A 22,480-nucleotide genomic window follows, 5' to 3' on the forward strand; every position below is an offset into this window, starting at 1 on the left:
GTCTGGCTACTTTGGGCATGGCTTGTCGCAAAGCGGCGGCAACGTATCCCAGCTCTTCTGTGCGTCCTCCACGGACAACGTGGGACCGGAAATCAGCGTGCCCACGATCGAGTATGGCGCCAGGCGGGCTCTCGTTTCGAGCCCGAGAATCTGTGCTGTCTTGATATCCGGGATGCTGTACCGAATTCCATTGTCGGCGACGTAGTACAGGCCGTCTCGCTCCTGGCTGCCTGGCTTGGCGCCGGTCGCCTCCACGAATTCTCCAGTTGACGGTGGAACGTAGACCCCATTGAGTCGGACACCAGCGGTGCCTTCAGCCGTCGCGAGCGCAACCGGTGCCTGCGAGTCGCTCAGCGGCCAGCGCGTGCCGAGCAGCAGTCGCACCGAAGCCCAATCGGAGGGGCTTTCCGTAACATCCGACTGATCCTTGCCGAAACCATCTTTCTTCGCCCAGGTGATGCAGGCAACCGGGTTCTCGGCCGCGGAAATGATCTTCGGTGGGACGCTGGGGAAATCATCGACGGGCAGCCCCGGATCATTCTTGTCGTTCGCGTGTTTCACCGGGATTCCCGCGATCATGTCCGGAGTCACAGCAGTGAAGCCGTCAGGATTTTGGTTCTTCGTGTTAGCGATGGTAATGAATTGAGCGGTGAACAGAGATACCCGCTGAATCGCGTTTTCCAGCACGACATATAGATCCGACCGGCCCGAACCATCGAGTGCCGCAACCTTGATGATGCTGCCGACCTTAACGGTGCTCAAGCGACCCGGTCCGTCATTTTCACCGGAGTGCGGGATCGTCGGAGCAACCAGTGGTGGCGCGGTGACTCCCGCGCCCACCAGATTCGCCGAAACCGGTCGCGCGGTGGACAGATCGAGTACCTGCGCGAGGGCTTTCTGCGTCACGGGATCGTTGTCGGGGTTGACCTCGGCGATCTTGCCGTCGTAGATCAGATACGTGTGGACCAGGTCTTTGTTCTTGTCGTCGGCCCTCTTTACCAGGACCGCGGACCCAGGATCAACTGCTTTGATGTGGTCATTGAGGTGCAGGCTCCCGGCGATGACCGTGGTCTCCGCTCCCGTCGACGACGCCGCTCCACCGGATGCCGACAGCGGAATTTTGTCGCACAGCGTCCACTGAGATCGGTCACCTTGTCCACTGCCAGGCAAAGCGGCTGGAACACCGGGGATTCCGCGAATAGGACCACGTGGGACCGAGCTGAGCTTGCTGTCTTTAACCGAGGTTGGAGACTCGCTGGTGCCCGAGAGCAATCGTGCCGACGCGAGATTCAGCGCCGGATACAAGGTCATCTTGTTCTTGTCGTCCTTGTCCCGCACGACGACATAGAGGGCACCACTGTCTTTGCCCATGACGATATTCGCGTTGCCGATGGAACCCTGTGGACGAATGAAGGCCATGATGGCCGCGCCCGCAACCACGAGCAGCGCGAGAACCGCTCCGACCATCAGCGATCGGAACTGGGACCGCATCGGATCGTGCAACATCCGCACGTCGCGGCGTACCAACGCGTGATCAAGTCGGCGCAGCAGGAAGCGGTACCCATTGACCTGGGCACGGGTGCTCAATTGAGCTGGCACTGACCAAATCCTCCGTCGAACCGGGAACTGCGGACACGTAGATTACTGGGCGCAAGCCGACGACAGCGCACCCCGTCCATGCAGGCGGGAGTGCGCTGTCGTGAGCCGCCTCGATGTTTTCTCGCTAGGCGAAGGACTGGCCGACCTTGCTGTCCGCAGCAAGGGCGTTGTTCAGTGCGCTCTCGACGGCCGAGGCAACAGCGTCCAGCGTCGAGAGGCACTTGTCGGCGTATGCATTGTCCCAGTGGGACTTCGCGGCGACGACGGCCTCCAGCGCACCGTTCTCCGCGCCGCTGGCCGGGTTCGACCACGCCTGCTTCAGTCGCTCGCAGGCCTGGCCGAGGTCACTGGAGGTATCGATCGCCGACGTGCCGTCACCCGCAACAGCGACCAGGTCCTTGTGAAACTGCCGAAGATCCGCCACGAGGGTGGTCATTCCGGCCTTGTCGTAAAGCATGTGGGTTCCTTTCCAAGCATCCGAAAGTTGAGGTGGGGCTATCTGCTAGCCGAGGTTCGTGAGGGCCTTCGAGAACTCGTCCTTGTTGGCGATGTCCGTGTGCGAGAACACGTCCGTACCCTGGCCGACCTTGTCCTGGAATTCATCCATGGCCGCATTCAGCTTCTGGGACTCGTCATCCCAAGCCACCGCGGCGGCGTTGAACGCGTCGGCCGCCTCACCCGCGAAGCTGCCCTTGGACGAGTCCACCCGGTCGGTGATCTTGCGCAGGATGTCCTTGATCGAGGCGACTACGTCCGCCATGTGGCTCTGGGCCGCCTTGGCCATTTCCGCATCATTTGCAACCATCGTCTGTACCTTGCCTTTTCTTGGGAATGGATAGGCGATGCGTTGCGCATCACCGGTTTCGGGTAGGTCTGCCGCGTGGGGTCACAGATGACTCACGACAGCCACCTCCCCCCGGGCAGCGAGTCGATCAGAGCCGAGATCGACTGCGCGATACGGTGATCACTGCCCGGTGTCAGCGTGGACCAGAGTTGCTGGTCCGGGGCGACCCCCGGTGCGGCCACGATGCGGCCCCGTGCGGTGTCGTAGACCGCTACGGCTCCGGGCGATCGGTCTGTGAGGCCATCGGCGTAGGCGTAGGCCACGATTTCGGCGTAGGCGTGGGTGGCGGAGAGGGCGAGGCCGTAGGCGGTGGCGTCGGTGTCGGGGACGCCCAGGTTGTAGACGGTGCTCGCGTAGTCTTCGGAAGTTGTTGCGGTGTCGAGGCGTTCGGCCAGATCGGCGGACTCGGCGCTGAAGGCGGCCAGGTCGGCGGGTGGGCAGGGGCCGAGGGCGTCGAGGAGGGGGCGGGCCAGGGACGGGCCGGAGCCGTCGGACCACAGGGGGTGGATGTCGAGGGTGTCGCCGCGGCGGATGGCTACGGCGTGGTCGTCGGCGCGGCGGGTGACGCACACGCGGATGGGGCCGTCGGCGGTGTGAACTCGCATGGCTAGCTCATGGTCCGGCTGGGCCAGGGTGAAAAGCGCTGTGGCGGTGTCGGTGTCGACGTCACCGTGCGCGTCGACGATGCGGCGGCTGCGTAGGTCGGCGCGGGCCAATTCTTGCGCCTGCTCCCACTCCGAGTACGACTCCTGTTGCGGGCCAATGGATAGCACCAGGGGCAGGGTCTGCACACCTAGGTGTCCGGCGAGTGCGATCACGCCATCGTTGGTGAGGGTCGTCACGACGCCGCCTCCCCGCGATTGCCGGAATCCGCGGCACCCGAGGCGCTTTCGGATCCGGTACTGCCCGCGTTGAAGGCGATGTCGACCGGGGCGCGCTGTGCGGCCGGGTCGACGCCGCCGAGCACGGCGGGTGCGACCTGCATGCCGGAGGTGAGGCCCAGCTCGGCATCGCCGGTGGGCGCGCCCACGAGTCCGGCGCGTGGGATGTGTTCCTCGTCGTCGGACTGGACCGCACCGCCCATGCCAGTGGGAGCCATGGCCGTGCCGGACTGTTGGACCGTAACCGGCTCTGTCACAACGCGCTGCGTGGTGGACTCCTCGGCCTGAACGGTCGTCGCGCGGAGCTGGGTCAGCGGCATCGGCGTCAGGTTGAACGAGTCGAGGGACAGCGTCGGGAGCGAGGGCGTCACGGGCGTCGGCGTTTCCGGGGTGTCCACGGGCGCGGCCGGTTGCTCGGTCGGCGTCAGCCCGGCGGTCACCTGCGGCGGCGCTTGATGGTCCCAGGGCTTGGCCAGTGATTCGGTAGCGGCCTCGTAGGTCCGCATCACCCGCGCCGCTTCGGCTTTGGCCTTCTCGGCGTCGGTCTCGACTCCCGCCAGTCCGCCCAGCAGCGGCAGACCGGCGGCGAGGCCGAGATTCTGCATCAGCTGCTGAAGGTCCTTGAGCTTCTCGACCTCATCGACATCGGGCATGGTCAGCTTCGCGAGTTCATATGCGGCAGCGTGCGATTCGGCCTGTGTCGCATTACCGGCGGCGGCAGCCGCGGACGCACCGAGCCAATCCCGCAACGCCTTGATACGTTCGATGAACGGACCGCTGTTCTTGGATTCCCAAGCGCTGTCCAGGATTACGAGAATCCGCTCGTACTCGACAGCGGCAGCAGCGAAACCCGCGCTCAATCGCGTCCACGCGAGACCGGCCTCGGCGGCGGGTACCGCACCGGCACCCGTCACCAGGTCACGCGCCAGCTGCTCGGGCGGCCGGGATTCCCAAACCGTCTCGGTGAAGCCAGGTTTCGTCGGTTCCAACATCGGGGAAGGTCTCTCGACTCAGCCGACGAAGCCTAGGACAGACTGCTCCTCGACCTGCCCGAAGGCGTCGAACTGGCTACGCAGCGTCGAAGCGAGATTGCGCAGTTCGGTGACGCCATCGCCGCCGGAGGCCACGAAGGACGCGGCCACCGCGTTGAGCGTCTGCGCGGCGCGCTGTGACACCTCGTCCGCTCCGGCGGGTGCGAAGTCGAGCTTGACCTGCTCGACGCCCAGTCCGTTGGCGATACGGTCGGCGAGCGCGTCCAGCTGGGTCGCGGCGTCGCGTGCGGTCGAGGCGTCGAAGCGCAGACCGTCGAATGCGTTGGTGCTCATGCCAATCCTCCTGTTACCCCTGGCAATTCAAGTTCAGAGTGTGAGCGCCTTGTCCGGCGGCTCTTCAATGGCTTCGATGGCGCCGACAACCGGCAGGACCACACCCTCGATGACACCGACCACCTCGTCGCCGTGCGCGCCGGTGACCAGGCCCGAGCGGTCCGAGGTGGACTCTTCGTCGGCGGCGCCGGCCCGACCCGCGGCACCAGCGCCCGAAGCCATCCCCGGCGAGGTCGTGGCGGTGGTGCGGCCGGTCGCCTCGGTGGTGGTCTTGGGAACTCCGGAGCCGGAGGTGACCTCACCGGTCGGGATCCGGCTGGTGCCCGGTGTGTTCGTCGGTGTCGTGGTGGTGGGCGTACCGCCGAACAAGGCGCTGATCGGGCTGCCGCCGCCACCGTCGGTCTTGGTGGTGTCCGGGCTGTCGGTCTTCGCAGGCTCGTCGGTCTTGGTGGTGGTGTCCGTGGGGGTGTTGGTCTTGGTATTCGTATTGGTATTGGTGTTTGTGTTCGTATTGGTGTTGCTGTTGGTGTTGCTCAGAGCCGAACTGATGTCGCTGACGCCGGTGGAGACGACCGACGCGCCCTTCTCGACCAGCTTTTCCGCGACCGTCGGCGCGACGCTGGCCATGGGCTGCAGCGCGGTGCCCACCATGTTCACCAGATCCGCGATATTGGACGCGATCGGCGCACCCGCGATCATGATCTTCGTTCCGGCCGCGGTGATCTCGGCGGTGCTGCCCGCCAGCTCGGCGCTGGTCTTGGCCGCGATGGCCGTGCCTTCCGTGATCGCGTCGGTCGCGGTCGCGATCAACCACGGGATGCCGGCGGGAGTCGCCAGCATCGCGATGCCCGCGGTCACGTCCGCGACGAATTTCGCGATGACAGCGCTGATTTCGGCATAGCCCTCGGCGACGATGGCCTCGGCGCTCAGCAGGATTCCGTGTTGCTGAGCCCCCTGCGCGGCCACCTCGACGCTGTTGGCCTCGACCGTCTTGCTCTTGTCCTCCGCAGCATTGGCGGCATCGCCGGTCCACGTGTTCATGACCGTGCTCGTCGCCGACTTACTTTGCGACACAGCGGAAGTCAGCGCACTGATCAATGAGGTAATAATGGTCGCCGGGTTGAAACTGCTGTTGCTCAGGCTCCCCGTCCCGAACGACTGCAGCAAACTGACGACCGGCTGGATCAGGCTCGTCACGTCGATCGTCGGCAGCGTGGGCATCTGTATTCCCGACAGATCCGGCAGGCTGATCGACGAAAGTTGGGGCAGCTGCGGCAATCCCAGATTGCTCAATACATCCGTGACCGGCGTATCGAGGTACTGACCGATCGGACTGCTGCGGAGCTCGTCCAGAACGGTCGGATTCGACGGGTTGGTCACAGCACCGTCGATAGGAAGCTCGCCGCCGAGGTTACTTCGTTGGAGCCGTAGGCCCCGACAGCCGCGTACGCCGTGGTCGCGGTGTCCGCGTGGACCGCCGCGATTTCCGCTGAGGACAGCAGGTAGTTACCTTGCGCGACAGCGAATGCCGCCAGGAACTCCTGCCCGATCAGTCCGAACACCGGCACCGCCTGCGCGAGCGCGGTCGCCACATCGGCTCCGGCTGCCCCCGCGACCTGCGCGGCGATGCCCGCCTTCTGGGTTCCGTACGCCAAGATGGGCGCGAATTCCGCCGCCACATGATCGGCCATGAGTGTCCCTCCCACTACCTATGATCTTGCTCAGACTACAAGTGCGAAAATTCTTGTGCCAGACCGCAAGATGCAAACTCTGGCTCAAAGTTCCGTTAACAGACCGGCCTAGCCGGCCATCTCCTCGTTGAACCGGTCGACGACCTCGGCCCGCCGCTCGAACGCCCGCCGCGCCGCCTGCGCCGCCGTCGTCACCACGGCCTGCTCGAACTCGGCCGGCGTCATCCGCGAAACAGCGCTCGTGAACTGCAGATCCTTGAGCGCGCCGTTGCCGTCGACTTCGGCAGTCACGGCCCCGTCCTCGGAAGTCTCCCTCCCTCGAACCGCCGCCATCTGATCCGCCAAGTCCTGAAACCGATACAGCTGCCGTCGAACCTGCTCCTGCAGCTCATCCATCGACGAGACCACGAGCGCCCCCTCTCACACCGTCCTGAGCCAACTCTGCGGCTCAGTATCGTAGTCCTGCTCTTCGACGATTTCTTGTCGAGCTACGTCGGCCTCGGTGGGGAGGTTGGCTCGGTTGATGCTTTCGGCATCAAGACCTGCCTCTTCGAGTTGCTTACGGAGTGCGAGACCAGCGCGGTTGGCAGCTTTTTGACAGACCCGGAGGATCTCGGCGGCAAGCTGCTGCGGATCCCGATGCAGCTCAGCCGATTCAACCTTCACTGCCAACGGAAGGCCCTGGGTGGTCGCACGCACCCGAATCGACCCAGACGTATTGGCAACTACCAGCGAGGCCCAATCCCCCTCGCCAGATTGAGAACTGACTGCCCCCGCCTCAGTCACGGCGAACTCCCTCCCAGTTTGCTTTGCGTATCAGTACCATACGGCACCGACCTCTGCCACCGAGATTCCCGAGGTTTAGCCATCCGAGCAGCGCATTCGGCATTCACCTGACTACTGTCCGCGTTCTTCCCGTATAGCCTGCACGACGGCGGCAACGCGACTGTTGATCGCCGTCACCATCCGCTTGGGATCCGCCGACACCGCGACGTACGGCAGCTCGTCACCGCCGATGATGTATCGACCGTCTCCCTCGACATCCCGCCAGTCGAGATGGCGAGCGGTTATGCCGCGTGGACCGAACTTCGAGATGCCTTGGATCACTTCGATAGTCCCCATGCATTCCATCGGCGCGGCGAGAAAACGCTTCGCCCGCTGACCGATCGAATCCTCGAAGACGTTGTCGATCAGAGTTGAGCGGTATTCGTCGTAACCGCTGTCCGCCGCACCGGGCGTCTGGAGTGTGATGTCGGGCTGACTCCCCGCTCCCACTTGCGGTAGGGCGGCGACGACCATTTCAGCCAAGGCCACCGGGTCACACTCTGCGACCGTGAATCCCCCACTGTGCAGGTAGGTTTCACCCGGCAATTGCTCGATCAGAAATCCGTAGGACCCACGCCGCAGTGCGATCATCCGCACCCGACCATCGGCCCGGCCAGGATCACGGCCGTCGAATCCATTGACGGTGATCTTGATATCCGGTTCGGCGATTGCGTCGGACAGCAGATCCATCCGCCCGGTCCACCTACCCCGCAGACGCTCGTAAACCTCTCGTTTCTCTCGAAGATAGTCGTAGTACATGGGGGTACGGCTGGTGTAGAGGAACGGAGCGGGCATTGCTTCGTCCCTGGCCTGCTCCCACAGCACCACGAACTCGAGATCCTCGAAACGCAGATTGGTCACTGTTCCGCCACCGGTCGGACCGCTTCCGGAATGCCCTCGAACACGTCATCGAGGTTCTGTCCGGACCTGAGGAACTCAGGCCGCTTGTGCTCTTTGCCGCCAGCCTGTCCCGCGCCGCCCGCCGCCCCCATCGGACTACCGGACATGCCGGTTCCGGAGGAAGTGCCTGTGCCCGTTGCAGTTCCGGTAGCCAAGCCCGCACGCGACGCGGTGACCGTCTCGGATTTTTCCTCTTCCGTGGCCACATTGGCGCGGGGAAACAGCTGAGTCTTCGGAGTATCTACCTTCGGGGTCGTCGGAGTGCCACCGGTCGGCGTACCGCCAGGGCTTGTCGGAGTCCCGCCAGGCGAGCTCGGATCGGCCGGAGTCGTAGGCGTCAGCAGCGAGGCGAGTTGCTGTTCCAGCTGCTGCGCAGAGGTATCCGTGGTCTTCTGGGTCGTCTGCGAGGACACCAGGGACTGGATCAAGCTAGAACCTTGCGACGCAAGCGATTCCACCATTTGGACACCGTCCTGCGCCAGGGTCGTCAACGCCGAGGTGAGCGTGGTGAGCGTCGTATCCGTGTTGGTGTTGGTGTTGGTGTTGGTGGGAGTCTGTGTGGTCGGTGTTTGCGGAGTCGTGGGCGTGTCGGTGGGAGTGGTCGGAGTATTCGGGGTCGAAGGGTTTCCGCCTGTCGGCGTACCGGATGGGCTGACTTGAGGCGTATCTTTGGGCTGATCATCGTTTTTCGGCTGGTCACCTGGCTGCGGAATCGACGGGGGCGCAGGAGCTTTCGGGGCCTCGGGCTGAGGAATAGCGACGAGCGAAGTATTGTATTCCATGATTCCAGCCACGTAATAGGCTTCGCAATCCTGCCGATACTTGGCGAGTACCATTTCCATACAATCCTGCGCGGTAGCCGCCGCGTATGTGGTATTTCGATCGGTGACCATGTAGCGAGACGTCGTACTCTTGCCGCCATTGTTATTACCGCCCTTAGGGGCAAGCACCTCGGGCGCCTTGCCAGTTGGCATCCGCTCCTTGGTCGCCTTCAACCACCCTTCGGCTTTGTAAAGCCTGTCCTCGACATCACCCATCTTGGATGTCAAGTCTGATATAGCCGATTTAGCTTTGTCGAGTGCTGCCAATGCGGCTTGCCCTGACCCATTCGACCACGAGTTCCGGAAGTGTCCATCGATGGTATCCGTGTTGAAGTTGGTGACAGCCTTGTTGAGCTCATCCTTCATCCAGCCCCAATCGGCGGCGAGTCGCCCTGGGACACCCTTGATGTTGGCCCCGAGCCCAGCCAGAGCATCCCACCCCTTGGTATAGGGATTTTCGGGCCAGGCAACTCGGTCGAGGTTGTCCTTCAGGTCGATGTGCGAGTAGTCGTACGCCTGCGTCCGCTGCCTGCCGGAGTGGTTCGTGTTGTACTTCTCAACAGGTTTCGGCGTGGGCACCTTACTGTTGACCTTGGAGTAGTCCGGCCCCAGGCCAGCAGGGTTGGTCAGTTTGTCAGGCATCTTCTGATTCAGGAACCCGGCGATCGACTCGTCTTCGGCGTTCTTGAATTCCTTGATTGCCGCCTTGAATTTTTCCGACAGGTCCGTGACAACGGTGATATGTCCGTTGAGCGCACCGCCCAGGTCGGTGTCAAGCTTCCGGAATCCCTCCGCCCACGCCTCTCCCGAGTTGAATTCATCAGGCGGACCCGCGAAACTATCGACATTTCGCGATCCCAAGAAGGACTGGACCGTCAGCAGGTGCTCGATCAGTGTGCTGCAGGCACTGATCGCCGTCGACGCCACCTTGGCGTTGAAGTCCACTTTGCTAGTGTCGACCATCCGGGATCCTCCCCCACCTATGACCTACATCGGAACTGCCGCAGGCACTCCAGCCCTAGGCGACCTTATCTTGCCGAGTGTCTTCAGGTTTCGCCACCGTCGGCCCGCCGCCGACTCACGACAGGTGCCCGGCGATTACGTTCGCCAACTCCTCGGCATCCCTGCAGAGTTGATCGGAATCCACGCCATTGACGCTGTAGCCGTGCAGCTCCGATCGAGCGAAGCCATACGATGTGGGCCACACCACATAACACATCACATAGTGCTTGGCAGCAGGATCGTCGACCACAACGAATTCTTGGCCATCGATCACTCCCCCCACATGCACGGACCGCGGTGACGAATGATCGGCCATACGTTCCGTCCTGAGGAACAGGCGGGCGGAGTCGTACTGTCTACCACCCGAATTACGGTCCGTATTCCAGTCGCAGCGGTGCTGTGTCAAGGCATCGTTGTTGAGAACCTGAAGCGTGAATCCAAACCGCTGCATCTCGTCTGGCGTCAGTGCGCACGGATTGGGTAACGCCACCGGGGACGTCGGCACAGAATTCCGAGAAACATCCGTGGCCTGAACGTCCACGCTGGTGCCGGAATTCCGTTGGCTCACTGCCACGATAGCCAGAACACAGACGAGAACGATTCCCCCAGCGACAGCCGCAATCTTCAGCTTGCGATCGTTCCGAGCAACCGGAGTCTCACTCGACGTAGCAGGCGGTCGAACCTGCTCTCCATCTGGACCAAGAGCCTGACGCCCCATCACCGCCAGCTGGAGTTTGTCCCCATCCTCCATGGACAGATCCGATTTCTCGACCGCGGATGGCTTGTCCCTACCCAGCAACTCGAAGGCGGCAGGTGGGAACAAGTCGCGTGGGAGCGCCCGGCCGCGGCCGCCCTGCTCACGCAGGAAGACGCCATCCCCGGTCGTGATCAGGTCCTTGATCTTGTCGTAAGGGATGGTCGTAGTGCCGGTGGTCAGGAACAGATCCAGTGAATCCTGTTGGAAGCGGGCCGATATCGGGGTGCCGGGGGACGTGTAGGCCGCGATGCTCGCATTGCGCTTGAGCATTTGGATGCCGGTGGCCAGGAGGCCCATGACGGCTGCGATCGTGAGCAGGACGAGGTAGGAAACGATGAGGCTGGAGACACTCCAGTCCGGCGAGTTGGCCGCGATGAAGATCTCGATGAAGCGGCGGGACATCAGGATCAGGGGAAGGAGGAGGATGAAGCCCCAGGTGTATGAGGAGCGCAGGCGCGCCAGGGCCAGGACTCGGCTCAGTCGTCGGGTGGTTTCGGCATCCGATACAACCGTCACTTCGAGTGGCAACTCGGTTGTCGTCGCATTGGGCGACGGAAAGGACTGGTGCGGTTGGTCCATCGATGCCCCCCGATCAATCGTGTTCTGCCCGGCACGATAACGCATGTGAAACCGCCTGGACTACTTGTCGACGGTGGGCGTCCTCACTACCGGATGCGGCGCTCGGCCGAGGTCGCCTAGTGTTCTCCGGCGTGTGGCGTCACATGGCCAGGGAGGAGCATTCGTGAGTTTTCCACGCCTGCCCGGGGAACCGGAGACGGCGGAGCGACCGCTGCTCGACTTGGAGACGGAGATCACCCGTGAGCTGGCGGGGCTGCTCGTGCCGACCTGGAAACGGCTGGATGCGGCGTTCGCGTTCACTGTGAGTGACGAAGCGGCGCAACTCATTCTGTCCGATGACCAACGCGCGGTCCAGGCGCGGCCTTCGGCGCGGGTCGTCCAGTTGTTGCGCGAGCATCGTCATCGGTCCGCGGTAGTCGGTGATGGGCCGTGGTGGCGGCTCCTGGTGTCGGTGACGAGCACCGGCGAATCGGCTATCGACCACGACTACGGCTCCGACCCCTTCCCTGATGATCACCTGTTTCCCGCGGCCGCGTATCAGGCGGATCTGCAGGTGTATCCACGCAGAACCCTGCCGGTGTGGCTCGCCGCTTACGTCGGGCATCAGAACCGCCAGGTTCGGACACCGAAAATGGCTGTTGCTCAGGCGCAAGCGGACCTCGCCTCCGGTGTCACGGCGGTTGCCGCGTCGGCGGCGCTGCCCCCCTTCCCCTTGATGTGGGCGCGCTGGGCCGCGATCTCCGCCGCATTCGTGGCGGCGAACTCTCAATGGGGACCACGGATCACGTCGGGGATGGGCTGGTTCGAGGGATCCAAACGCAGCGGCGCGACATTGCACCGACTGCCCGGAGGTCGCGCCGTCCTATCGGGCGGGGTATGGAACGCTGCCGAATTGGATGCCGTGTACAACCACGGCGTCACCATGCCGCTTCTCTACCGTGGGGCTCCCGAGTGGGTCGCCGATCCGGTCCTGAGCCCGCGCGCGGCCAATGGCCTGCTGTCGTTCTGCTATTGGTGGGACGGAAATGGCTGGTATCAAGGCGAATCACCGGATCCGATGGCCATTGGCGCCGCTCTTCCTGGTATCTGGACCAGCAAGATCACCGCCGAGATGATCGCGCAGGCACTCGATACCAACGGCATCGCGGAAATTGCGAATCTCGTCTCGGCGGCCGAGATCTACCAGATGACACGGCCACTACTGACGCGCGGGCTCGGTGATGGCGCATTCGAGACACATGACGCTTATTACCAACTGATACTCGCCGGAATCGCGAGTTAGGTTTCAGCACAGTCCGACTGACGACACTTCACATCGGGTAGCTCGGTCGAGCCGTATACGATCATCAGGGCATTGGTCGGTACCAGTACATCGGGGGGTTGGCATGACAGCAGACAAGGTCAAGGTCGAGGTCGCCGGAATGCGCTCGACCGCGGACGGGCTCGACGGTGTCTCCACACAGATCGATGCCATCCTGGCCGCGGTTGACGCCGCGTCGAAAGCCCATGACGGATGCTGGGGTGACGACGAGTACGGCAGACCGTTCGCCGATGGGGACAGCGGCTACAAGAAGCGAGCGCCCAGTCTCGAGGATGTGCTGAAGGCCAAAGCCACACGGCTGCAGCAGTATTCGACCGGCCTGAGGGACGGTGCCACCTCGCTCGAGACCACCGAAGCGAACAACACCGACGGTTTCAAGTACTGAGCGGCATCGGACAGATATGGCGAACGAGGCCGAGAAGTCCCGGCTGGCCGAGCTGCTCGAGATGGTGCAGGGCGGCTTCGCATCCGTCGCGCGGGCCCAGGAAGAACGTGCTCGGCTGACCGCGACCGCGCAGGCGGGCGGACGTCGGGTGACCATCACCGTGAATGCCGACGGAGTGGTGATCAAGACCGAATTCAGCGACGACGTAGACGATCTCCCGTTCTCCGAGATCGCGGCCGCGGTAACCACCGCCACGCAAGAGGCGGCGGCCCAGGTGCGGCAGAAGTCGCAGGAGATCATGGAGGCTTTGCAGCGCGACCAGGCGCGCATGCCCGCCATGTCCGAGTTCTTCCCCGCCATGCCCGATATTCAAACGATGATCCCGACCCCGCCCGAGGTCTCGATCGCGCCTCCCGGATCGCCGGAGCGCGATGCTCCGGATGGGTCGGCGCCCCTGTTCACCGATGTCGAGGACTGGGAGCACGACGCTCGAGCGCGCAATCGATCGAGCATTTCCGCTCCCGAGTGGTGACCAGTGTCAGGATGGACCGCGGCCGGAGACTTCCTGCCAGGCTGGCTCATGCAAGCCCTCAATTTCGGATCGGCCTATCCGAAAGGTGATGAGGAGGCACTGTTCTCGCTCGGTGACGCCTGGAACAAGGCAGCGAGCCAACTCGAGAACCTCGAACCCGAACTGAGATCGGTCACCGACAAGGTGCCGCAGTACTACGTCGGCGACGGTGCGACCCAGATCTCCGCAGAATTCGCGACGCTGTTCGACGGCAAGGACTATTCGATCCAGAAGCTGGTATCGAACCTGCACTCCTTGGGGCACGACACCCGATCCACCGCGACCACGATCGAATACACGAAGATCCAAGAAGAAGCCTTCGCGCTTCTCACCCTGTGGACCGTGGGATCTCTTATGGTCTCGCTGTACGGCAATGTCCTGGTTCCGGCGTATCTCGCTATCGCCAGGGAAGGCTTGGCGGTCTTCGCGGAATCGATGATGAAACGCATTGCACTGCTTGCCAGCCGGGCCGCATTCGAGTCCCTGGCCAAACCGCTGTCGAGAGAGATCGTCGTTCCGCTGGCCCAGCGGCTTGCACCGGCGGCCCTCCAGCTGGGCAAGGGCGCGCTGATCGGCGCTGGAATGGGCGCGGGCCTCGACGCCGGTATTCAAGCAATTCAGCTCGGAATGGGCCACCGCGACGACGGTTTCGACCTGAAGCAGACGTTCACGACCAGCATCGAATGGGGCGTCGGCGGTTTAGCCAGCGGGCTGGCCCACCCGCTGGCGGACGCGGCGCTCAAGCGGACGCTACCCGGGCTGACCCCGCGGCTCGGAGGAGTCGTAACCGGCGGTGTCAGTGGTCTCGCGGGTGCCTTCGGTATGTACGGGGCCGGGTTGGGAGTCCAGTACTACGACAAGGGGAACTGGCACGACGTCGACAAATCCCTGAGTCCACAAATGCTTGCGGGTGGCCTCGCCATGGGCGGCATGGATGCAATGAAGGCCCACGGCGGAGCTCCCCACACCGGCGAGCCCACGGGTACACAGGCCAGGGGCGTTCCGACCGACGCGCCGACAAAGGTCACGCCGGATACGAACCCGGTACACGAGAGTCCCACCGCGGCAACCGACACGGCCGCTCACGAGAACGGGCAGCAGCCGGCGAAGGCCGATCTCACCACCGACACGGACCGCCGTGCCGCACAGACGAATACGACTCCCCAGACGATAGAACAACCACGCTCCGGTCCTGTCGACCACGCTGCTGATAACACGGGCCGGACAACAGACAGCACGGCTCGGCCCGCCGACACCGGAACCAAGGTCGCGGACAGCGGTACACGTCCGGTTACGTCTAGCGATCGCCCCGGCGAGTCCGTCACTCCCAAGGATGCGACACCCGCACGCCCGACGTCCGAAAGTCCCGCAAGGGCGGCCAATGTCGCGCCCACCGAACAGAGGTCGAATCTCGTTGCGGGAGCTCAGGAAAAGGCCGCACCGACCCCGGTTACACGGACGCCGGAGGTCCGAGCACCCTCAACCGAGGTGCGCGCCGAGCCCGCCACCCAACCAACGCCGACGCGCCCTACAGACGCACCGGTTCGAACCGACACACCGGTACGGACCGATGTACCGTCCGACACCCCGCCGCGCACCAGTCACCCGCAGCCGATCACCGACCGCTCCCTCGGCGATAGAACGCCGGGCACCGCGGATGAACCGGTCAAGTCTCCATCTGACCCGACAAACGGACAGCCAAACGACCCGGGCACTCAGCCCCTCGGCGGCGATCACCAAGCACCCAAGGATGATTCGGTCGGCAACGGGCAGGATCACGCGTCTCAGCACGACCAGAGCGAACCGGACACACCGGCGCTGATTGTCACCACAACACCGCACCCCGGCGCCGAGCATCCGCTGGAGGTGCGCAACCGCATCGACAAAACCACCGGCGTCGAACGCGATCCCGAAATCACCAAGACCCGAGCCGAATTCGAGGACTTCTACAAGGAACAAAACGCCGAAGCCGCGAAACCCAGTGACGTCACGCCGCGCGATGCCGGATCCCCCACCGCCGAACCACGATACGAGGCGCGCCGCTTCAGTTACGGTCCCGACGAGAAGCTGACGACGCTCACCGTCAAGGTGCACCTGGACGAAATCGGCAATGTGCCGCCGGAACATCTGCGCGAGATCGTCGACCAACTGCACAGCACGACCGATCGCGGCTTCAACACCGGCGAACGATTGCTCAGCGGTGATCGTCTTCGCGTGGAGCTCGAATTCGTCGACGACCCCGCGGCAGCCCATCTGAAGGCCACGGTCGACAACCCGCACGAAAACGCGGATCCGCACGTCTGGAATCGCGACACCCCGCCGGATGTCCTCGCCGAGCGACTTCGCGAACACCTGGGGTTGTCCAAGGATGATCACGAGCTGACCGACATTGACCTGCGGCACATCAGCAATGACATCGCGCACGCCAACACAGACAACGCTCTCGACGGCCTGCCCGAGACACGCACCATCGGGCGGAGGCGACTGGGAGCGCTGGAGGACGAGCGGTTCCAGTGGGATGTCGAGGACGCACTTCGCGATGGCGATCGATTCATGGTGGGAGCCGATCCGCGAACCAATCCGTACGGCAGGCTGATCAACGACGGCGGACCGCACGAAGAGGTGCGCCAATACAACTGCCTCGATCAGAGCCTCTCCGCGCTGTCGTCGTTCTACGGCGATCCTCAGGTCGGCCTGCCGCGCTTCCATGACACGTTGCCCACCGGTGAGTTCAACGGGGAGGGCGAACACCGCGGGCTGAAACGCGCGATGTACTGGCTGGGCGATCACGAGTTGGGTTGGGGCCTGAACAGCCCGACTCCTGTGGTCGAACAATTCGCCTGGCTTCATGACCACATCAGCCAGCAGGGCGAGATGTCCGCTGCATTGGTGGTGAACACCTGGCACGCCCGGGATGTCGACGGCAATTTGCTGTATGAGCCAGATGGAACACCCACGCTGGATGGTTCCCATGCGACGGTCGTTGTCTATCCCAAAGGTGCATCCGGTCCGGTGTGGTGGGACCCCCAGCTTGGAACCATGTCGGATAAACCACCGCTGGATATGCAGCTAGATTCGGCATCGCTGTCTTTCATCGCCATCGATCCGAACGGAGGTATCACCGGTGCAGGAGCTACGCACTCGGGAACAGGTGGAGGAGTATCTCCGACAGGCGCACATCATCCCGCAGAACCGGGAGGTCAACCTCTATCAGACCCAGTACGCATGGGTCTGCTGGAAGGTGTTGACTCCGGAGGAACAGGCCGAGGCTCGGCAGACTCCGGGAACGGGGGGCTGCCTGATAGTCAACGCTCGGACGGGAGTGGTGACGAGTTACGGCAGCGCGAGGCACCCGATCACCTGGGGCAAGATGTACGACCAGTCGATTCTGACAGGCGAGCCGATACCGGGCGGCCAGATCTATCCCCACCGGTGGAGTCTGAACATCCAACGGACGCGGGAGGATCGAACCGAGATCGAGTACCGGGTGACAGCGACGTCCTTGACCGAGCCGCCGGAACCGACCACAGAGCTCCTGCTGACCGTGAACAAGGAAACCTTGCGCCCGCGGACGAACGTGAACGGAATCCCGGAACCGGCGAACCAGGCGATGGGCTGGGTGATCGCCAACCGACAGAACGAGATCTGGCCCGAACGACTGACCCGCGAGTACTAGAAGACACCGAGCCCGACGCACAGTCGGGGCAAGCGCACGATCAGCATGACGAGGCCGCTCGCAGAGAACTCCCGGATACTTCCGAGGCAAAAGCCACGGAATCAGAATCGGCCGCAACGGTCGGTCACCCGCAGGACGCAGCGCCCTATCTGACCGGGGAGCAAACGGCCGGACCCACACCCGACACAGGTGAGTCCAATGTTCCCCGTGACGGGTCGGAGCCCACCCAGCCGACAGATGAGGTCGACAGTCGGCCTGAAAGCCCGCCGACTCGCCACCCCGAAACCGCGGTGCCACCTGAGCGCCCGCAACAGGTGACGAGCGTCCGGGAACACCCTGTCGAACACGTAGCCGGTGCCCCAGAAATCGACGGTGTCCCAAGGGATTCCGTCGAAGGTTCACCAAAACCGGGGAAGTCGGATCCCGAAACTCCCCAGCCGGATGCGGCTGCGGGCAACGACGACGCCCGGGAGATGGCCACCCACTACAAGTCCAACTCCAAGATGGACGGTGGGCTGATTACCTTCGACGAACTTTCGCCGAAGGCCAAGCACCTCGTGAATTCGCTCGCGGAGGCCGAACACATTCCGCTTCGCCCCGGCGAAGTCGACGTCGGGCATCTCACCGAGCTGCAACAGTTCTCGGGCGTCGAACACGCCATCGTCCAGAACGCGAAGGGTGAACTGCGCCTCTTCCGCGGCGAGCAAACCCGCAGCAGGATTCCCGGCGACCTGCGCGGCGAGTACAAGTTCGTGCTGCACACGCACCCTGAGGACCGGCTTCCCGGACCGCCGTCCGAAGAGGAGCGCAGGCTCCGCAGGACCACCACGAACAGCATGCGGCAGGATCTCCAATCCAAGAACACTCCGCATATCGAGGCTGTCGTGAGCCGCGACGGACAGGTCCGTTTCTTCACCAACAAGGGCCTGCTCGATCTCCCGCCCGGTGAGTATCCAGCCGGTGGTCCATTGAACAATCGCGGATTCGTCGTCCCGGTCGAAGGCCTGGAAGCCCAGCCTGCTGTGGAGGGCCCCACGCCGCGGAACTTCTCTCCTGACACGCCCGATGAAGGAAAGCTCCACTCCGACAACTCTGATCAAGCACCCGCCAGCGGCTTGTCGCGCCAGGAGGCGCCATCCGAGCCGGGGCACACCGAAGACACTCGAGCCATAAGTCTCGACGATGCGCCGAGCCCAGAACCTTATCCGGTCGAGGCAGCTCCTGGCATCACGTCGCACCCCACAAAGCTGACGCCTGAGCTGAGCAACAACTTCGAAGAACTACGCAACAGTACGAAGAAGGTTGTCGAGGCATTCGGCGATCCGGCCCGAGCCGACCAGCTGCCGCAGTTACGCCAGGAATTGGCCACCCGTTTCGACGACCTCGGCCTACGGAACCCCGAGACCGAAACCAACGCATGGCGGCTGTTCCACGAACACGACTCCAAACTGGCTGACTACCTAGCGAAGTACAGCCATGACCTACTGCCTCCATCGGAGGAAGCACCCGCGCGGTCCCACCCGGAACCGAAGACCGCCCCCGAGCACGATGCCCCCGGCGGGACGTTGTCTTCCGACCCGCATGTCACCGACGCGGCACCGACGCCGGAGGAGAAGTTCCGCCGATTCGAGAACAACGACAGCGGCCGAGAGTACGGCGAAACCGAGCTCGGCCCGATCCGAGATGCGTTGCCGCACGACGAGCTCGAGAGTCTGCGCAGCTACTCATGGAATTCGTCCATCAATGATCTGCTCCGGACAGAGAATCCGCAGCACGAGCTGGACAAGCAAGCGAATGCCTTGCTACAGCGCAATGCGGTGAAAGAGGTTTTCGGTGGGCACTATGCACCGGACGCCGACAAACTCGAAGCGCACGTCAATCGACCGGACCTTTCCGGAGCGCAGGGTGCGGCCATCGAACGGAATAGGGAGCTCCTCGACGAAATCCTCAACGACCCGTACCGGCAGGGTGTGCTGGAAAGCATCTGGAAGGATGCCTCGCACTACGAGAAAATGCAGCGACAGCTCGGCACCGAGCCGACGCTCGATTCGCTCCGGAACTACGTCGCCACGCTCGACCGTGCGACCTCTCAGCCGCTGCCCGAAAACGTTGTCGCCGTGCGCGGTATCAAATCCGTCGAATTCATGCGCTGCCAGGACGGCGGGTTGCTCGGCGGTCGCGATCCGAAGCAGCTCGAGGGTACGGTCCAAACCGACGAGGGCTACCTGTCGACCACGCTCGGCGAGACACCGCCCGGATCTCCGCGCTACGCCCTGGATCTCGAGATTCCGGAAGGAACACCCGCTGTCTGGCTGGGCCGAGAGAGTTCGTACCCCTTCGAGGGCGAGCTTCTGGTCGGGCGGCAAATGCCATATGTCATCACCGATGTCATAGCCGAGCCGACCGGACCGAATGCGGCGGGCGCCGACTATCTGATCAAAGCGAAACTGCTGCCGAACAATCGTGAGCTCGGACCCGCCTGGGTTGATGCGGTTGATTCGCAACAGCACTCGCCGTTGAAACCCGAACCCGCGGAGCCGGCAGGCAAGCCCGGCGAGACGGAAATCAAGCCCGCCGAGGCAAGTGTGCAACCGGTCGAGGAACCAGCGGCGACTACTGCACCTCCCGAATCATCTGTGCACCCGGACCCCGAAGGCAGTACGCCGAAACCGAATGAACCGGAGCATGCCAACGAGGGCGTAGGCCGGCCCCTCGTCGATTCGGACCGACCCGTGGCACTTACCCCGCACCTGAAGAATCGCCTCGAGGAGCTCCGGGGTCACATCAACGACGTCGTCGCGGCCCACCACGATCTCGCACGCACAGCCGAATTGCCTGGGCTACGTGTGAAACTCGGCGATCTCGTCGACAAGCTCGGACTGCGCGACAAGCAGAACTGGGAAACGCCGTGGCGATTGTTCGACGAGCACGACGCCGCACTCGCGAAGTATCTCCAGCAGAACCACGAGCATCTGCTGCCGAGTCTGGAAGACCTCGCCGCGGTTCATGCCAAGTCCAGCTCGGAGTCCGTCGGCCACGAAACCAGCGACAAGCCGCACACAGATGATCCGGATGATCAGGCAGACAATGCGATTCCCGATGCGGACCGTACTGCGACGGAACTCACCCATGATGAGCAATCCGCGATACACCGGTACACCGATCCGGATGCCGACGTATTCAGCGATCTGAATCACCGCCTGCGCAGCGAGCTCGAACTCGACCCGGCGCAGCAGAAGCTCGCCGCGGATATCGCATCGGGACTCGAGAAGCTACCAGCCTACGACGGCACCGTCTGGCGCGGAACGCATCTCACTCCTGAGCAGCTCGCCCGCTACGTTCCCGGAGCGAAGGTGACCGAGCCCGCCTTCACCAGCTCCTCTCGAGATTCTCGCCGAATCTTCACCAGCAATGTCGAATTCATCATCCACTCGGAGTCGGGCCGCGATATCAGTGCCCTCTCCGCACGGCCGGGCGAGCAGGAAGTGTTGTTCAAATCGGGCACCACCTTCGAGGTGCGCGGCGTGGTCGAGGATCCGAACTCGGGGTTGTTCGGCAAGACCCGCGTCTTCCTCTACGAGTCCAGCGAACACGCACCACTCCATGAGACTCCAGCTGATCGCGTTGGGCACGAGGACCTTTCAGGAGATCGCGGCACCGAACACCTCGCCAGAGAGACCGCAGCCGGGGTGTCCTTCCACCCCGACGACACGGCCCTGTCCGACCTGGCCGGGCTGATCCCCGAAGACCCCAACCACTTCACTGCGGATGTTCACATCGACAAGGACGGCAACGCCCACATCAACGGAAGGGACTACACCCCTGAAGAATTCGGCGACCTCCTTCGCAACTCAGGTTGGGACGGCAAGAAGCCCATCCGCCTCGTCGGCTGCGACGCCGGTGCCAACGGCTTCGCCGCACGCCTCGCCGCACACCTCGACGTAGACGTCCTGGCCCCCACCAAACCCGCCTGGTCCGACGCCCAAGGCCGCCTCTACAACAGCACCGCGGAAACCCACCCGGACGGCACCCGCCGCCCCCGCATCCCACCAGACGGCGAATGGGAAACCCACCACCCCGACGGCACCAAAACCCGTGCGGCAGAAGATGGATTCGCCCCGGGAACACGCGACGAACACAAGAACGACCTCGACCCCGTCGGCGCGCGCGATCGACACATTGACGACCACGCGCAAGAGGTTCGCGACGCGGCGCGGCTCCGCACAGGTGGCCGTGACGCACTGACCTCGCGCAGTCCGGCGCGGGAGCTCACCCGCGCCGACGTCGAGCGCATTGAGCGCATCGAAGAGTTCCGCGATGATCTGAACCGACCCGGAGTCGACCCCACGGCCACTAAGGCGAAGCTGCGTAGCGAGTTAGAGAACGCGGGTGTGCTGCGGGATGACAAAGATGTCTTGCGCAACGACGGGCCAGCTATGGAACGCCGGGCGTTGATGACCGAAGCGGGTCTCGATGTCAACGCGGTGGCCGACGAGATCGGCCTGCGACGACCTCCGCCAGCGCGCACCGACAACGACGGCCTGCCGCTGCGCGGTGAGCACGCCGATCCCGCCGCGGTGCCGCGTCGCGACGTCACCTTCGCGGAGGTCGACGCGATCGTTCCGGACAAGCTGATCCACGCATTAGAGAAGTTCGGCGTGAGTAGGAAAGTCGCCGTGCAGTACATCGTCGACAACCACAACGACCGCAGCCGTCAGCGCTACCTGCCCGATCTCGAGGGTCTGGCGCGCCAGTACGGCATTCCTCATGGCGACGTACTCGTCATCGACCTGTACACGACCAAGCTCTACTACGAGGAACTAAACCGCCGACTGCGCACTGATACGGACGTCGACTCCGTCGCCGAACTGCAGCAAGCGGTCAACGAGTCCCTGAGCAAGCTCCCGCCAGCCGCGGTGCCCGAGCTGTACCGATCACTGTCCGTCCGGCCCGGGGAACTACCTGCCTTCCTCGTGAAGTACTCCAAAGGTGCCGTCACCGAATGGGAGGCGTTCACCTCGGTGGCCGGTGAGGTCGGCGGTACGTGGTGGGAGCAGCCGGGGGAGAACGTCCTGTTCAAGATCCGGGGTGGTGTGGCTTACGACATCTCCGACTTCGCCGACGGGCTGCACTACAAGGACCCGCCCAATCCTGGCCGGGAGCTGCTGTTGCCCGGCGGTATGGTCGTGCGGGTCAAAAACGTGACCCCACATGTGTTGCCCGACGGAACGACGGGCCACATCATCGAGCTCCAGATCGTCGGATCAGCCGGGCCGACCGCGGCGACGCCATGACAATAATCA

The 22,480-nt window shown here is 63.6% G+C and carries 18 protein-coding genes; 5 read left to right on the plus strand and 13 right to left on the minus strand.

The window, feature by feature from the left end:
• Positions 1-6: 6 nt before the first annotated feature.
• From eccB to ACIRRA_RS00260, 7 genes are all read right to left on the minus strand, one after another.
• Entirely contained in the window at positions 7-1,599 is a 1,593-nt protein-coding gene (eccB, locus tag ACIRRA_RS00230) for a type VII secretion protein EccB (protein ID WP_402761005.1), read from the minus strand.
• A gap of 124 nt (positions 1,600-1,723) precedes the next feature.
• Complete coding sequence (locus ACIRRA_RS00235; RefSeq protein WP_402761007.1) at positions 1,724-2,056, minus strand: hypothetical protein; 333 nt, start codon at positions 2,054-2,056, stop codon at positions 1,724-1,726.
• Positions 2,057-2,101: 45 nt separating this feature from the next.
• Positions 2,102-2,404 carry a WXG100 family type VII secretion target gene (locus ACIRRA_RS00240; RefSeq protein WP_402761010.1) on the minus strand — a complete coding sequence of 101 codons (303 nt, stop codon included), beginning with the start codon at positions 2,402-2,404 and terminating at the stop codon, positions 2,102-2,104.
• A gap of 92 nt (positions 2,405-2,496) precedes the next feature.
• Positions 2,497-3,285, minus strand: coding sequence for an ESX secretion-associated protein EspG (locus ACIRRA_RS00245; RefSeq protein WP_402761013.1), 789 nt, complete (start codon positions 3,283-3,285; stop codon positions 2,497-2,499).
• Positions 3,282-4,316, minus strand: coding sequence for a PPE domain-containing protein (locus ACIRRA_RS00250; RefSeq protein ID WP_402761016.1), 1,035 nt, complete (start codon positions 4,314-4,316; stop codon positions 3,282-3,284). Before ACIRRA_RS00250 ends, ACIRRA_RS00245 begins: the two co-directional genes overlap by 4 nt.
• 18 nt (positions 4,317-4,334) lie before the next feature.
• Positions 4,335-4,649 (minus strand): PE family protein, encoded by a 315-nt coding sequence (locus ACIRRA_RS00255; protein WP_402761019.1) that lies wholly within the window; start codon positions 4,647-4,649, stop codon positions 4,335-4,337.
• A gap of 33 nt (positions 4,650-4,682) precedes the next feature.
• Positions 4,683-5,690: a hypothetical protein gene (locus ACIRRA_RS00260; RefSeq protein WP_402761022.1), complete on the minus strand. Its 1,008-nt coding sequence runs from the start codon at positions 5,688-5,690 to the stop codon at positions 4,683-4,685.
• Between ACIRRA_RS00260 and ACIRRA_RS00265 the strand changes: the two genes are divergently transcribed.
• A complete protein-coding gene (locus tag ACIRRA_RS00265) occupies positions 5,689-5,973 on the plus strand; it encodes a hypothetical protein (protein ID WP_402761025.1) in 285 nt (94 codons plus the stop codon). The two genes, ACIRRA_RS00260 and ACIRRA_RS00265, sit on opposite strands and share 2 nt — an antisense overlap.
• Positions 5,974-6,025: 52 nt before the next feature.
• Here the strand turns inward: ACIRRA_RS00265 and ACIRRA_RS00270 are convergent, their stop codons facing one another.
• The 6 genes from ACIRRA_RS00270 to ACIRRA_RS00295 all read right to left on the minus strand — a co-directional run bounded on the left by ACIRRA_RS00270 (position 6,026) and on the right by ACIRRA_RS00295 (position 11,269).
• Positions 6,026-6,340 carry a hypothetical protein gene (locus tag ACIRRA_RS00270; RefSeq protein ID WP_402761028.1) on the minus strand — a complete coding sequence of 105 codons (315 nt, stop codon included), beginning with the start codon at positions 6,338-6,340 and terminating at the stop codon, positions 6,026-6,028.
• 108 nt (positions 6,341-6,448) lie between these two features.
• Positions 6,449-6,736: a YbaB/EbfC family nucleoid-associated protein gene (locus ACIRRA_RS00275; RefSeq protein ID WP_364605504.1), complete on the minus strand. Its 288-nt coding sequence runs from the start codon at positions 6,734-6,736 to the stop codon at positions 6,449-6,451.
• 24 nt (positions 6,737-6,760) lie between these two features.
• Positions 6,761-7,126, minus strand: a complete 366-nt coding sequence (locus ACIRRA_RS00280; protein WP_402761031.1) for a hypothetical protein — start codon at positions 7,124-7,126, stop codon at positions 6,761-6,763.
• A gap of 111 nt (positions 7,127-7,237) precedes the next feature.
• Entirely contained in the window at positions 7,238-8,026 is a 789-nt protein-coding gene (locus tag ACIRRA_RS00285) for an ESX secretion-associated protein EspG (protein WP_402761034.1), read from the minus strand.
• Positions 8,023-9,849: a hypothetical protein gene (locus tag ACIRRA_RS00290; protein WP_402761037.1), complete on the minus strand. Its 1,827-nt coding sequence runs from the start codon at positions 9,847-9,849 to the stop codon at positions 8,023-8,025. Before ACIRRA_RS00290 ends, ACIRRA_RS00285 begins: the two co-directional genes overlap by 4 nt.
• Positions 9,850-9,964: 115 nt before the next feature.
• Positions 9,965-11,269, minus strand: a complete 1,305-nt coding sequence (locus ACIRRA_RS00295) for a hypothetical protein (RefSeq protein WP_402761040.1) — start codon at positions 11,267-11,269, stop codon at positions 9,965-9,967.
• 175 nt (positions 11,270-11,444) lie between these two features.
• Here ACIRRA_RS00295 and ACIRRA_RS00300 point away from each other — a divergent pair, with 175 nt between their 5' ends.
• The 4 genes from ACIRRA_RS00300 (at position 11,445) to ACIRRA_RS00315 (ending at position 22,471) form a co-directional block, all read left to right on the plus strand.
• Positions 11,445-12,506 carry a hypothetical protein gene (locus ACIRRA_RS00300; protein WP_402761043.1) on the plus strand — a complete coding sequence of 354 codons (1,062 nt, stop codon included), beginning with the start codon at positions 11,445-11,447 and terminating at the stop codon, positions 12,504-12,506.
• 103 nt (positions 12,507-12,609) lie between these two features.
• A complete protein-coding gene (locus ACIRRA_RS00305; RefSeq protein ID WP_402761046.1) occupies positions 12,610-12,930 on the plus strand; it encodes a WXG100 family type VII secretion target in 321 nt (106 codons plus the stop codon).
• Between the two features lie 16 nt (positions 12,931-12,946).
• Positions 12,947-13,462: a YbaB/EbfC family nucleoid-associated protein gene (locus tag ACIRRA_RS00310; RefSeq protein WP_402761049.1), complete on the plus strand. Its 516-nt coding sequence runs from the start codon at positions 12,947-12,949 to the stop codon at positions 13,460-13,462.
• A 48-nt stretch (positions 13,463-13,510) separates the two neighbouring features.
• Positions 13,511-22,471 (plus strand): ADP-ribosyltransferase, encoded by an 8,961-nt coding sequence (locus tag ACIRRA_RS00315; protein WP_402761052.1) that lies wholly within the window; start codon positions 13,511-13,513, stop codon positions 22,469-22,471.
• Positions 22,472-22,480 lie beyond the last annotated feature (9 nt).

The organism is Nocardia sp. NPDC101769 (assembly GCF_044766925.1).
In the GTDB taxonomy this organism is placed as follows: domain Bacteria; phylum Actinomycetota; class Actinomycetes; order Mycobacteriales; family Mycobacteriaceae; genus Nocardia.